Raw genomic sequence first — 13158 nt, 5'->3', positions numbered from 1 at the left:
AAGGGGCCCGTCGAATCCGCCAGGTCAGCGACGGCGGGGTTGCCGGGTGCGGAGGTAGTCGGAGACCACGTACTCGCCGAGATCCTCCAGGTCGGGAGTGAACATGCGGCCCTTCGAGCGGCGGGCCACGGCGTCGACGAAGCGGCGCAGGCCGGGATCATCGCCGAGCATGAACAGGTTGAGCGTGGCACCGTAGCGGGTGAGCCGGTCCACCTCGCCCACGGTCGCCGCGATCGTCTCCGGCAGCGGCGGCCAGTGGAACAGCGCCTCCCCGTCGTCCGGGTCCAGGTGGGCGGTCGGCTCCCCGTCGGTGACCACCAGCACCACCGGCTCGGCGTCCGGGTGCCGCCGCAGGTGCCGGGCGGCCAGCCGCAGCGCGTGCTGGAGGTTCGTGCCCTGCCGCAGGTCCGGCTCGACGGCGGCCAGTTCCTGCTGGGTCAGCGGCAGCGCCTCCAGACCGAAGCCGACGATCTGCAACGCGTCCTGGGGGAACCGGGTGGCCATCAGGTGCGCCAGCGCCAGCGCCGTCTGCTTCATCGGGCCCCACCGGCCCTGGGAGATCATCGAGTAGGAGAGGTCGACGCAGAGCACCACCGCCGCCGAGGCCCGCCGCTCGGTCTCCACCACCTCGAAGTCCTCGACGGCCAGCTGGACCGGCACACCGGAGCCGGCGCGGCGGACCGCCCGGGTCAGCGTCCGCACCACGTCCAGGGGCTGCTCGTCGCCGTACTCCCACGGCCTCGATCCGCCGCTGACCTCGCCGGCGGCGCCCGCCGAGCGCAGGTCGTGCTGGCCGCGCGGCCCGGCCGTCAGGTCCGCGAAGACCCGCCGCAGCGCCGTGCCGCCGAGCCGGCGCAGCGCCTTCGGGCTCAGGGTCAGCCCGTCGGCGTCCCGGCTCACCCAACCCTGCCGGCGCAGCTCCCGCTCCAGCTCCCGCAGCCGGCGTACGTCGTCGGCGGCGTCGCGGCCCAGCGTCCGGGCCACCGCGTCGACGTCGACGTCGTCCAGGGTGGCGCCCGCATGCTCCTGGTCGAGCTGGTCCAGCAGCTCGTCCAACTCGGCGATCTCGCCGAGCGCGCCGGCGGCCTCGCCGTAGCCGAGGGGCCGCTCGCCCCGCACCCGCTCGCCCGGGCCCCGGTGCAGGTCGGGGCGGAGCGCCCGGAGGTTGGCGTCCAGCGCGGACAGCTCCCCGGCGAGCCGGTCGCCGAGCGACTGCCGCATCAGGCCGGCCAGCTCCTCGCGCTGGCGGTCGGAGAGCGAGCGCATCAGCCGCTCACCGGCGGCGGAGCGCCGGGCCAGCACGTCGACCAGTTCGTCGACGTCGGCCGGCTGCTCGGGGAAGAACGCGCCGTGCCGGCGCATGAACTCGGCGAAGGCGTCGGTGGTGTCCTCCGACCGGGCGTGCCGGGCCAGCAGGTCGTTGAGGTCGCGCATCATCTCGGCCAGCCGCTGCTGCGCGGCCGGGTCCGCCGAGGCGCGCACCGCGTCGCGCAGCCCGGCGAAGCGCTGACCGAGCACGTCGTCGCGCAGCCCGTCGAGGATCCGCTGGTACGTCCGGCGGGCCTCGTCGCTGCTCCACCGGTACCCGGTCAGCTCCTCCACGGCGCGGGCCGTCGAGCGGGGCAGGTTGTCCAGCACCGCCTCGGCGAACCGCGCGTCGTCGCCGTCGCGCCCGCGCAGCTCGTCCCGCTCGGCGGCGAGCGCCTGGTCGAGCAGGGCCCGGGCCCGGGTGACCGCCCCGTCCAGGTCGCCCCGGCGCAACGCCTCCCGGCGCAGCCGCCTGGCCCGGGCGGCGAGGTCGTCGAGGCCGCCGCGCCCCTGGGGCCCCTGCCGCAGCAGGTCCCGCAGCGCCTCCCGGAGGCTGCCGCCGGCCAGCACCTCGGCGCCGACGGCGTCCACCGCCCCCCGCACGTCGTACGGAGGCGCGAGCGGGTCGGGGCCGCCCCGCCACTGCCCGTACCGGAACCGGTCGCCGGCCATGCTCAGGCCCGGCCGCCGTAGCGGGTCCGGCCGGAGTCGGTGACGTCCTTGCCGAGCCGGCGGGTCAGGTGCAGCCCTTCCAGGACGAACTCCACGCCGGCCGCGACCTGCTCCGGGGTGGGCGCGTCGCCCAACCCGAGCCGGTCCAGCGCCTTGGCCAGGCCGGGCACGGTGCCCACCTGGCGCAGCAGCTCGGCGGAGCCGACCAGCTCGCCGGTCTCGATGACGGCGTCCTCGTCGACGAGGGCGGTGAACCCGGAGAGGTCCAGCCCCGCCAGCCGGGCCCGGACCGTCTCGGCGGTCGCGGTCCGCAGCAGGTGGCCGAGGATCTCGACCTCCCGGCCCTCCTCGCCGCTCTCGAACTCGACCTTGCCGCGCAGGGTGCTGGTCACCGACACCGCGTCCCCCACCCGCGCGACCGCCGCCTCCGGGCGTACCCCGTCAGCCGGCTCCGTGGCCGCCAGCAGGCCGGCGCGGCGCAGCGCGGTGGCGGCGACCGTCTCGGCGGCGGCGATGGCGAACCGGGCGGAGACTCCCGAACGCGGGTCCACCGACGGCGACTCGCGCACCGCGCGGGCGAACCGCGCCAGGACCTCCAGCACGTGCTCCGGCACCTCGGCGACCAGGTCGGCCTCCTGCCGGATCAGGGCCAGCTCCAGGTCGAGGTCGACCGGGTAGTGGGTACGCACCTCGGCGCCGAAGCGGTCCTTCAGCGGGGTGATGATCCGGCCCCGGTTGGTGTAGTCCTCCGGGTTGGCGCTGGCCACCAGGAACAGGTCCAGCGGCAGCCGCAGCTGGTAGCCGCGGACCTGGATGTCCCGCTCCTCCAGCACGTTGAGCAGCGCGACCTGGATCCGCTCGGCCAGGTCGGGCAGCTCGTTGACAGCGAAGATGCCCCGGTTGGTACGCGGTACGAGGCCGAAGTGGATGGTCTCCGGGTCGCCGAGCGTGCGCCCCTGGGCGATCCGGATCGGGTCGACGTCGCCGATCAGGTCGCCGACGCTGGTGTCCGGGGTGGCCAGCTTCTCGCCGTAGCGCATCGAGCGGTGCAGCCACGCCACCGGCAGGTCGTCGCCGGCCTCGGCGACCAGCGCCCGCGAGCCGGGGGTGAGCGGGTGCAGCGGATGCTCGTTGAGCACCGAGCCGGCGATCACCGGGGTCCACTCGTCGAGCAGGCCGACGAGCGAGCGGATGAGCCGGGTCTTGCCCTGGCCCCGCTCGCCCAGCAGCACCATGTCGTGCCCGGCGAGCAGGGCGCGCTCGACCTCGGGCAGCACCGTGTCGTCGTAGCCGACGATGCCGGGGAAGCGGTCGGCGCCGGAGCGCATCCGGGCCAGGAGGTTGTCGCGGAGTTCCTGCTTGACCGTGCGGTACGCGTGGCCGGCCGCCCGCAGCTCGCCGAGCGTGCCGGGCAGGTCGGCCGGAGGTGCCGGGGTAACCGGGGAAGGCGCAGTCACCCGACCAACGCTAGCTCACGGGAGCGGGGGCGCCCGGTCCGTCGACCGGGCACCCCCGCCGGGGGTACGCCTCAGCCCTGTCCGCAGCTCCGGCAGGTGCCCCGGCGGCGCAGGTGGTACGCGTACGTGGCGGCGCCGAGCGCGACGCCCCAGACCGGCCAGAGCAGCATCGGCGCGGTGGCCAGGCTGAGCCCGGCGGAGAAGTCCCAGAAGGCGGGGGTGGCGAGCAGGCCGAGGCTCGCCGCGGTGACCGCCACCGCCACCAGCGTCGCCGGGACGACGGCCAGCCGGACCGGCACCGGGCGCCCGGCCAGGCCGATCATCCAGCGCGGGAACCGTTCGCCCCACCGCTGCACCAGCCCGAGGGTGAGGACCGCGCCCACCAGGGCGAAGCCGCCCAGCCCGGCGCCCGCCCAGACCAGCCCGGACTCGCGCATCTCGTCGAGGAACGACCGTTCGATGCCGAGCGGGACGCCGACCGCCCAGGCCAGCCGGGTGAGGGCGTACAGGGCGGGAACGGTGGCCGCGGTCCAGGCCGCCACGCGCCCCCAGCGGGCCGCCGAGGCGGCCGTGGTCCACCCGTGGTCGGCGCCGTCGCGCCCGCACGTCGGGCAGGCGCCCGCGGTACGCCGCTGCCAGCGCAGCACCGCCCCGGCCAGCAGCACCCCGCCGACCATGGCCGCGCACCGCGCGAACAGCGCCCAGGTGAACACGTCGGCGTAGTCCACCGGCGGCCAGCCGAACGGCGCGCCGACGATCAGGATCGGGAGGTAGCCGAGGATGACCAGCACCTTCACGTCCGGCACGACGACGGCGAGCAGGAACGCGACCGTCCAGGCGTACGCCGACAGCAGGGTGTTCAGCGGTCGGGCCCGGCGGCGGGCCGGGCCGGTCATGGCGAGCGCGGCCACCGCGGCGCCGAGCAGCAGCACGGCGAACAGCGGTGCGCCGACGTCGGTGGGGACCAGCCGGAGCAGGTTGGCCTCGCCGTCGACCGGATCGTTCGCCCCGAACGGGTAGCCGGCACCGGTGACGGCGGAGACCAGGGCGAGCAGCCCCCAGAGGCCGAGCCAGCCGGCGGCCAGCGGGGCGAGCCGGTCCAGCCGGCCCGGGGCCGGGCGATGGGTGGGAACTTCGGTCGTCGTCATGCTTCCCAGCCTCGGCCGGCGGGCCTCTCCCGCCCTCCCGTGCGGCGGTGAACCGGCTCCCCCTCGGGAGGGAACGCTCAGCCCGACGGGGTGACGAACCCCGACTCGTACGCCGCGATCACCGCCTGGGTGCGGTCGCGGACGCCGAGCTTGGCCAGCACGTTGCCGACGTGGGTCTTCACCGTCTCCACCCCGACCACCAGGTGCGCGGCGATCTCCGGGTTGGACAGCCCGGTGGTCATCAGCCGCAGCACCTCGGCCTCCCGGTCGGTGAGCCGGGCGGCCGCCAGCCGGTCGGCGCCCCGCCCCCCGTACGCCCCGGCGAGGCGGCGGATGGCGGCGGGGAAGAGCAGCGACTCGCCCCGCGCGACCACCCGGACCGCCTCCACCACCTCGGCGGGCCGGGCCCGCTTGAGCAGGAACCCGCTCGCTCCGGCGCGGAGCGCGTCGTAGACGTACTCGTCGTTGGCGAAGGTGGTGACCACCAGCACCCGGGGCGGGTCGGCGGAGGTGGCGAGCAGCCGCCGGGTGGCCTGGATGCCGTCGATGCCGGGCATCCGCACGTCCATCAGCACCACCCGGGGGCGCAGCCGGGCGACCAGCGGCGGCACCTCCGCGCCGTCGGCGGCCTCGCCGAGCACCCGCAGGTCGGGCTGGGCGTCGAGGATGGCCCGCAGCCCGACCCGGATCAGCTCGTCGTCGTCGACGATCAGCACGCCGGTGGTCGTCGCGGTTCCGGTCGTCACGGGGTCCCCTCGAACGGCAGTCGCACCCGGATGCGCCAGCGGTCGCCGTCCGGCCCGACGGTCAGCCGGCCGCCGAGCAGCAGCACCCGCTCCCGCATCCCGTCCAGGCCCCGGCCGCCCCGCCCCGGGTCGCCGCGGCGGCGCCGGCCCACCGCGTTGTCCAGTTCCAGCTCCAGCGCGTCGGCGTGCACGTCGAGGCGCAGCGTGACCGGTCCCCGACCGTGCCGGGCCGCGTTGGTCAGCCCCTCCTGGACGATCCGGTAGCCCTCCCGGGAGACCGCCGCCGGCAGGTCGGCCGGGTCGCCGGTACGCCGGGCCTCGACCGGCAGGCCGGCCGCGCGGGTGTCGGCCACCAGCCGGTCCAGGTCGGCGAGCGTACGCTGCGGCGCCGGCGCGGCCCGCCGGCCGTCGGGCTCGCGGAGCAGCCCCAGCACGTGGTCCAGGTCGTCCATGGCGGTCCGCCCGGCCTCCTCGATCGCGCCCAGCGCGCGCCGGACGAACTCCGGGTCCCGGTCGAGCAGCTCGCGGGCGGCCCCTGCCTGGAGGGTGGCGACGGTGAGGGCGTGGCCCACCGAGTCGTGCAGTTCCCGGGCCAGCCGGTTGCGTTCGGCGAGCCGGGCCGTGCGCGCCTCCAGGGCCGCGATCCGTTCCGCCTGGGCCGGGCCGAGCAGCACCGGGGCCATCGACACCGCCAGCGCGCCCAGCCCGGCCACGGCGTAGCCGAGCGCCACCAGCACGACGACGCCGGCGAGGGTCAGCCAGCCGGTGTCCCGCCCGTCGAGCGGCCCGAACCGGTCGCCGCCGGTCATCCCGGTGTCGAGCCCGAACTGCTGCCCGATGAAGGCGAGCGCCATCGGCACGGCGCTGAACAGGGCGGCCACCACCAGCCCGCCGCTGAACAGGTGCAGCCCGATCCAGAGCGCCGAGCGCAGCCGGGTCTCGCGGTCGGCGACGTGCCCGGGGGCCGGGTCCGGCAGGTCGACGCCGAGCAGGGTCCGCGCTGCGGCGATCTCCAGTGCCCGGGGGCCGTCGAGGAAGACCGGGACCGCCGCGATGACCGCCGCGACGCCGAGCAGCGCCAGCACGAGCGGCCGGGGGATGTCCGACCGGGTCAGCAGCTGGGCGAAGGCCACCGCCAGCAGCGCGTACGGCAGCGCGAGCACCCCGCCGAGCAGCAGGAACACGCCGCGCCGCCAGGTGCTGCCGGCCGTCAGCGGGGCGAGGACCGTGCGGGGCTTCACCGGCCCATTCTGTCCCGGTCGTGCCCCGGGGCGACTCCCCCGCGTCGGGGAGATCGACGTTCCGGTCAGCGGCGGTGTTCGTCGACGTAGCGCTGCGGGTCCTTGTCGGCGAAGGCCAGGTCGCGGCCGTTCTTGTGCTCGCCGTGGAAGGTCAGCCAGCGGCGGCCCAGCTCGGCCCGCAGCTCGACGCTCGCGTGCCGGCGGAAGTCGGGCAGCGCCTCGTCCTCCTCCTCGGCGAGGTGCTCGCTGTTCTCCCGGCGGGCGGTACCCACCGCCGCCCACCACTCGTCGGAGCCCACCGGGTGCAGCTTGGACTCGGCGACGGCGTCGCGGATCTTGTTGTGGTCGCCGATCGCGTCGACGGTCTCGGCCTCGCCGTCGTCGCCGTGGCGCACCAGGTGCGGGTAGAGGATCGCCTCCTCCGCCTCGGCGTGCACGTCCAGGTGCAGGGCGAGCGCGTCCCAGATCGCCAGCAGCTCGTGCTCGTCGCGGGCGTCGTCGAGGCGGGCGAAGCCCCGGCGGAAGGCCGCGTGGTCGTCGAGGATCAGCGCGGTGATGTCGTCCATCGGCTCACCTTCCGGCTCGGGCCCGCAGCAGGCGGGGCGCCGCCGCCAGGCCGGTGATCGGGCGGAACTCCTTCGCCGCGCGGGCCAACGCGGCGTGTTCGTCGTCGGCCAGGTCGATGTCGGCGGCAGCCGCGTTGCGTTCGACCTGTTCCACGCCGGAGGCGCCGGGGATGGCCAGCACGTTCGGGTGGCGCAGCAGGTAGGCGAGGGCGATCTGGCTGGGCGTGGCGTCGTGCGCGTCGGCCACCTGCCGCAGGGTCTCGATCAGCGTCGCGCCGCGCTCCAGGTTCTCCGGCAGGAAGTACGGGTTGGCCCGGCGCACCGCCCCGCTCGGCGGGTTCTTCGCGTCGTACCGGCCGGAGAGGAAGCCCTGGGCCAGCGGGCTGTACGCGATGACGACGCGGCCGGCCTGCTTCGCGTACGGCAGCAGGTCGTGCTCGGGCCCGCGGTCGACCATGCTGTAGCGGACCTGGTTGCTGAGCACGCGCCGGCCGAGCGCCGCCTCGGCGACCTGCCAGCGGCGCAGGCCGTAGTTGCTGACGCCGACCTCGCCGACCAGCCCGACGTCCTGCAAAGCGCGCATGCCGCGCATGGTGGTGTGGTCGGCGACCAGCGGGTTGGCCTGGTGCACCTGGTAGAGGTCGAGGTGGGTGACGCCGAGCCGCGCGGCCGAGGCGACCGCCCGCTGCTGCACCACCGGGGCGACCGGCAGGATCGGCAGGATCTTGGTGGCGATCACGACCTTCGGCCGGTCGTCGCCGAGCGCCTCGCCGAGGATCCGCTCGCTGCGGCCGAAGCCGTACAGCTCGGCGGTGTCGAAGACGGTGATGCCGAGGTCGACGGCGCGCCGGACGATGTCGGCGGCCCGGCGCTCGTACTCGGGGCCGTAGCCCCACTCCCGGGACCCGAACTGCCAGGTGCCGAGGCCGATCTTGGACAGGGGCTTGGGGGTGTCGAGCGGGACGAAACGCATGGTCCCGAAACTACCCCGGAGTCCGTTGTCGCAGGCCCGTTCGCCGCGCACGCCCGCCACCGGCGGGGATAGGGTCGGTGACCGTGACCTACCTCGCCGCGGATGAGCGCTACGACCAGATGACCTACCGGCGCAGCGGGCGCAGCGGACTGCGGCTGCCCGCCATCTCGCTCGGGCTGTGGCACAACTTCGGCCCGGACCGGCCGTACGAGCGGCAGCGCGACGTCGTCCGCCGCGCCTTCGACCTGGGCGTGACCCACTTCGACCTGGCCAACAACTACGGACCGCCACCGGGCAGCGCCGAGGAGAACTTCGGCCGGATGCTCGCCACCGACCTGCGGCCGTACCGGGACGAACTCGTCGTCTCCACGAAGGCCGGCTATCTGATGTGGCCCGGCCCGTACGGCGAGTGGGGCTCCCGCAAGTACCTGGTCTCCTCGCTGGACCAGTCGCTGCGCCGCCTCGGGCTGGACCACGTCGACATCTTCTACTCGCACCGCTTCGACCCGGACACCCCGCTGGAGGAGACGATGGGCGCCCTCGACGCCGTCGTCCGGGCCGGCAAGGCGCTCTACGTCGGCGTCTCCAACTACGACTCCGCGCAGACCGAGCGGGCCGCCGCGATCCTGCGTGACCTGGGTACGCCGCTGCTGATCAACCAGCCGTCGTACTCGATGCTCAACCGCTGGACGGAGGACGACGGCCTGCTGGACACGCTGGAGCGCGTCGGCGCGGGCTGCATCGCCCTACAGCCCGCTCGCCCAGGGCCTGCTCACCGACCGCTACCTGGGCGGCATCCCGGCGGACTCCCGGGTGCGCACCAGCGTCTTCCTCAGCGAGAGCGACCTCGGCGAGGAGAAGATGGCCACCATCCGGGCGCTCGGCGCGATCGCCGAGCGGCGCGGCCAGTCGCTGGCCCAGCTCGCGCTCGCCTGGGCGCTGCGCGACCCGCGGATGACCAGCGTGATCATCGGGGCGAGCAGCGTGCCGCAGCTGGAGGCGAACGTCGCCGCCCTGGACGACCTGGACCTCGGCGCCGAGGAGCTGGCCGAGATCGAGCGCCACCTCGGCTGAGGCGCGGCGGCCTCAGTAGATGTCCGCGTACGGCGACGCGCGGGAGAACGCCCTGAGCACGTCGAGGTCGTAGCCCTCCTCGAAGTTCGTCAGCTCCGTCAGCAGGTCCTCCGGCTCGTACCGGTACCGGCCGGCCCAGGTCTCGAACGACTCGACCTGTGCCGGGTCGGCGGCGCTGAAGCAGCGGTAGCCGCGCGGCGAGTTCCGGACCACCTCGTCGACCGCCGGGGCGAACCGGATGTCGATGTTCCACCGGATGCGGTCCGACACGTTGGGCGTCGAGCGGTGCAGCGTGGTGTCCGTGAAGATCACCACGTCGCCGGGCTCCATCCGGGCGGTGCTGACGGGGCCGTCCCCGACGGCCTCGTCCGACGTGCCGTACTCGCCGTTGGGCAGGCGGTCGCGGGAGATCCAGCCCCGGGTGTGCGAGCCGGTGACGAACTGGAGGCAGGCGGTGTCCTCGTCCACGGGCACCAGCGGGATCCACACCGACAGCAGCGGCCCGACCGAGGCGTCCCAACCCTTGTAGTAGTAGGCGTCCTGGTGCCAGGCGACCTGCTGGGTGCGGCCGTGGGGGTCGCGCGGCCGGGCGTTCCAGACGCCGTGCGCGTAGACCTCGTCGCCGAGCAGGCTGCGCACCGGGCCGAGCAGCTCGGGGGTGCGCCACAGGTCGTACACCGGCCGTCCCACCAGGATCCGCCGCCAGGCGGCCGGTACGCGGACCTGGCTGGACTCGATCAGGCGCAGGTAGCGCTGGTCGTACGGCAGGTCGGCGAAGGTCTCGGTGATCATCCCGCGCTGCTGCCACTGCCGGGCGAGGTGGTCGACGACGCGGCTGAACGAGCCGTGCAGCGCGTCCAGCGTCCCGGTCGGGAGCACGCCCCGCAGGATCAGGTGCCCGTCGCGCCGGAACTGGTCCAGTTGCTCGGCTGTCAACGCGTGGGGGTGGTCCACCATCGGCTCCTTCGCTGGCCGCACGGGATCGGGCCCAACCACCGGGCGGGGGAAAGGCCTCCAGTGGGGCGATCGTGACAGAAGGCACGGTGGGCGACAACGCCTCACTTGTGCGACAGGACCCCTATTCCCGAGGGGGACCAGGTCCGGGCCCGAGGAGGACGCCAGCCGACGCCTACCATCCTTGGTTGTGATCTCAACCGTGTGGCGGCTGCTCACCCGCCAGATCGATACGAACCTGGCGCAGGACGACGCCGTGCTGCGCGAGGCGTGCACGCAGGCGCGGTACGGCTCCGACGCCGAAGCCGCCCGGAAGGCTCTGGCTGCCACCCGAGGTGACCACGACCGTCGGGCGCGGTACGTCCGCGTCATGGCCGAATCGACCGCCGGTGGGCTGGGATCCCGGGTCGACCCCGCGACCGGCCGGGTCGACACCGCGGCCGCCTGGACCGACCGCTGGGCGGCGCGCACGCCCACCAGTCCGGATGCGCAACTCGTACGTGCCCGGTCCCTGATGGCACGAGCCTGGGAGGTGCGCGGCGGGGACTGGGCCGCCAGCGTCCGTCCGGAGCAGTGGACCGAGTTCAACCGCCTGCTGCAACTGGCCCGGCAGGTGAACGATCTGGCGATGCGGCTCGCACCCGAGGACCCCACGCCGTACGTGAACCTGTTGGACCTGATGATCGGCCAGAGCACGCCACGGGAGGACGTCGAGGAGACGTGGCGTGAGCTGACCCGGCGCGACCCCTGGCATCGGGAGGGGCACATGCTCAAGCTGACCTACCACTGCCGGAAGTGGAGCGGCTCGCACGAGGCGATGTTCGGCTTCGCCCGGTCGGTCGCCGCCGCGGCGCCTGCGGGCTCGCCGCTGCACGTGCTGCCGGTACAGGCCGCCGCCGAGTGGGCGCTGTGGGAGCAGGAGCGCGCATCCCAGGACAGCGCCGCCGGTGAGGTCAGCGAGCGGTGGCGGCAGGACCCGGTCATGCAGTCGGATCTCGACAACGCGCTGTCCCGGTGGTTCCACCAGCCGGCCACCCGGCACGCCGACTGGCTGAACGATGCGAACATCCTGGCGTACGGGCTGGCGCGCACCGGCCGCGACGCCGACGCCGCGCCGGTCTTCGCCTCGATCGGCCGGTACGTGACCGGCGTTCCGTGGGCCTGGTGGGACGGCGTACGCGGAGACACCGCCTTCATGCAGGCCCGCCGCCGCGCCCGCCGCGCCGCCTGACCGGCCGGAGAACGAATCAGCGGCCTGGTCGAATCTCTCTCGACCAGGCCGCTGACCTGTAAAACAAGGGTGGAGCCGAGGGGACTCGAACCCCTGACCCCCACACTGCCAGTGTGGTGCGCTACCAGCTGCGCCACGGCCCCTTGCCTCGTCCCGGTCACCCGGGCACGACAGAACTATACACAGCGCCCGCCGCATGGTCATCTCGCGGGGGCCCACCCCGCGGCTCAGTTGAGCGCCACGTCCGGCGGGAAGTGCGCGACCGCCGCCATCATGCCGCCCTGGCGGCGCAGCACCATCGGCCACAGGTCGTCCGGCCGGTCCACGAAGGCGTCGCCGGGCAGCGCGTCCAGCACGAACCAGGAGCCGTCCTCGATCTCCTGCTCCAACTGCCCCGTGCCCCAGCCGGAGTAGCCGGCGAAGACCCGGATGCCGGTGATGCCCTCCCGCAGCGGCCCCGGGTCGACGGAGAGGTCGAGGGTGCCGACCGCCCCGGAGACCTGGTGGAATCCCCTGAGCCGCTGCACCGGGTGACGCATCCGGGCCAGGCAGATCGCCGAGTCGGGCTGCACGGGGCCGCCCTCGAAGAGCACCGCCGGGTCGCGGGCCAGGTCGCTCCAGTCGCCGAGCACGTCGGCGACCGGCACCTCGGTGGCCCGGTTGAGCACCACGCCGAGGGCGCCGCCGGGCTCGTGCGCCACCAGCAGCACCACCGTACGGTCGAAGTTCGGGTCCTTCAGCGCCGGCGTCGCGACCAGCAGCCGCCCGGTCATCGACCCCGTCGCCCGCCCGCCGATCGCCTGCCCCTCTCCCTGCATGCCGGACACCCGTCAGACCGACCGGACCGGGACGCCCGGGGGCACCGGTGTCATCCGCGCTGTGAACGCCATGCCTGGCACCATAGCTTGCCCCCGGGGCGGTGGCTAAGGTCTGACGTGCGGTAGATCGGCGGACACGAGGGAGGGCCGATGGGTCCCACGGCGGAACTCGCGGTGATCGGCGGTTCGGGGCTGTACGCGTTGCTCGACAACGCGACCGAGCACGTGGTGGAGACGCCCTTCGGGCCGCCGTCCGACGCCGTCACGATCGCCGAGGTCAGCGGCCGGCGGGTGGCGTTCCTGCCCCGCCACGGCCGGGACCACCGCCACCCGCCGCACCTGATCCCCTACCGGGCCAACCTCTGGGCGCTGCGCTCCCTCGGCGTACGCCAGGTGCTCGCCCCCTGCGCCGTGGGCGGTCTGCGGCCGGATCTCGGGCCGGGCACGTTCGTGGTGCCCGACCAGCTGATCGACCGCACCAGCGGACGGACGCAGACCTACTACGACCGGGGCGCGGTGCACGTCTCCTTCGCCGACCCGTACTGCCCCTCGGGCCGGCGTAGGCTGCTGGCCGCCGCGGCCGGCCGGGACGTGCCCGCGGTGGACGGCGGGACGGTGGTGGTGGTCGAGGGCCCACGCTTCTCCACCCGTGCCGAGTCGCGGTGGTACGCCTCGATCGGCGGCACGGTGGTCAACATGACCGGCCACCCGGAGGCGGTGCTGGCCCGCGAGCTGGCCCTCTGCTACTCCTCGATCGCCCTGGTCACCGACCTCGACGCGGGCGTGGAGGGGGGCGGCGCGGTGACGCAGGAGGAGGTGTTCCGGGTCTTCGGGGAGAACACCGACCGGCTGCGGGGCCTGCTGCTGGCGGCCGTCGCCGCGCTGCCGGCCGAGCGGGACTGCGCCTGCGGGCGCGCGCTGGACGGCATCACCCTGCCCTTCGCGCTCCCCTGAGGCGAGGAGCGGCGAA

Annotated in this window: 11 protein-coding genes, 1 tRNA gene and 1 pseudogene; 3 read left to right on the top strand and 10 right to left on the bottom strand. The window is 74.7% G+C overall.

From position 1 onward, the window contains the following. Nucleotides 1-24 precede the first annotated feature (24 nt). The 7 genes from ABZ573_RS05045 to ABZ573_RS05015 all read right to left on the bottom strand — a co-directional run bounded on the left by ABZ573_RS05045 (nt 25) and on the right by ABZ573_RS05015 (nt 8111). The gene (locus ABZ573_RS05045; RefSeq protein ID WP_151455162.1) at nt 25-1980 is read right to left on the bottom strand and encodes a VWA domain-containing protein; all 1956 of its coding nucleotides are present in this window, start codon (nt 1978-1980) and stop codon (nt 25-27) included. Between the two features lie 2 nt (nt 1981-1982). Continuing rightward, nucleotides 1983-3437 carry a magnesium chelatase gene (locus tag ABZ573_RS05040; protein WP_358115659.1) on the bottom strand — a complete coding sequence of 485 codons (1455 nt, stop codon included), beginning with the start codon at nt 3435-3437 and terminating at the stop codon, nt 1983-1985. Between the two features lie 71 nt (nt 3438-3508). Next, nucleotides 3509-4585, bottom strand: a complete 1077-nt coding sequence (locus ABZ573_RS05035) for a hypothetical protein (protein ID WP_358115656.1) — start codon at nt 4583-4585, stop codon at nt 3509-3511. A 77-nt stretch (nt 4586-4662) separates the two neighbouring features. Next, nucleotides 4663-5331, bottom strand: a complete 669-nt coding sequence (locus ABZ573_RS05030) for a response regulator transcription factor (protein ID WP_151455165.1) — start codon at nt 5329-5331, stop codon at nt 4663-4665. Next, entirely contained in the window at nt 5328-6572 is a 1245-nt protein-coding gene (locus ABZ573_RS05025) for a histidine kinase (protein WP_327030563.1), read from the bottom strand. Before ABZ573_RS05025 ends, ABZ573_RS05030 begins: the two co-directional genes overlap by 4 nt. 65 nt (nt 6573-6637) lie before the next feature. After that, a complete protein-coding gene (locus tag ABZ573_RS05020) occupies nt 6638-7138 on the bottom strand; it encodes a hemerythrin domain-containing protein (RefSeq protein ID WP_358115652.1) in 501 nt (166 codons plus the stop codon). Between the two features lie 4 nt (nt 7139-7142). Continuing rightward, the gene (locus tag ABZ573_RS05015) at nt 7143-8111 is read right to left on the bottom strand and encodes an aldo/keto reductase (protein ID WP_327030561.1); all 969 of its coding nucleotides are present in this window, start codon (nt 8109-8111) and stop codon (nt 7143-7145) included. A 77-nt stretch (nt 8112-8188) separates the two neighbouring features. On the opposite strand from ABZ573_RS05015, the pseudogene mgrA reads away from it, so the two are divergent. Next, nucleotides 8189-9185, top strand: a pseudogene (mgrA, locus tag ABZ573_RS05010) (L-glyceraldehyde 3-phosphate reductase). A gap of 12 nt (nt 9186-9197) precedes the next feature. Here the strand turns inward: mgrA and ABZ573_RS05005 are convergent. Further along, entirely contained in the window at nt 9198-10139 is a 942-nt protein-coding gene (locus ABZ573_RS05005; RefSeq protein ID WP_327030559.1) for a phytanoyl-CoA dioxygenase family protein, read from the bottom strand. A gap of 190 nt (nt 10140-10329) precedes the next feature. Between ABZ573_RS05005 and ABZ573_RS05000 the strand changes: the two genes are divergently transcribed. Next, nucleotides 10330-11370: a DUF4034 domain-containing protein gene (locus ABZ573_RS05000; RefSeq protein WP_327030558.1), complete on the top strand. Its 1041-nt coding sequence runs from the start codon at nt 10330-10332 to the stop codon at nt 11368-11370. 70 nt (nt 11371-11440) lie between these two features. Here ABZ573_RS05000 and ABZ573_RS04995 read toward each other — a convergent pair. Both ABZ573_RS04995 and ABZ573_RS04990 read right to left on the bottom strand, forming a co-directional pair. Then, nucleotides 11441-11513 (bottom strand) — tRNA-Ala (locus ABZ573_RS04995). 84 nt (nt 11514-11597) lie between these two features. Next, nucleotides 11598-12188 carry a YqgE/AlgH family protein gene (locus ABZ573_RS04990; RefSeq protein ID WP_089001872.1) on the bottom strand — a complete coding sequence of 197 codons (591 nt, stop codon included), beginning with the start codon at nt 12186-12188 and terminating at the stop codon, nt 11598-11600. Between the two features lie 150 nt (nt 12189-12338). Between ABZ573_RS04990 and ABZ573_RS04985 the strand changes: the two genes are divergently transcribed. Then, complete coding sequence (locus ABZ573_RS04985; RefSeq protein WP_358115646.1) at nt 12339-13142, top strand: S-methyl-5'-thioadenosine phosphorylase; 804 nt, start codon at nt 12339-12341, stop codon at nt 13140-13142. Nucleotides 13143-13158: the final 16 nt, after the last annotated feature.

Source organism: Micromonospora sp. NPDC007220, from assembly GCF_040634035.1.
Taxonomy (GTDB): domain Bacteria; phylum Actinomycetota; class Actinomycetes; order Mycobacteriales; family Micromonosporaceae; genus Micromonospora; species Micromonospora reichwaldensis.
The sequence above is the reverse complement of the archived record's forward strand: the minus strand, read 5'-3'. Positions and strand labels throughout refer to the sequence as shown.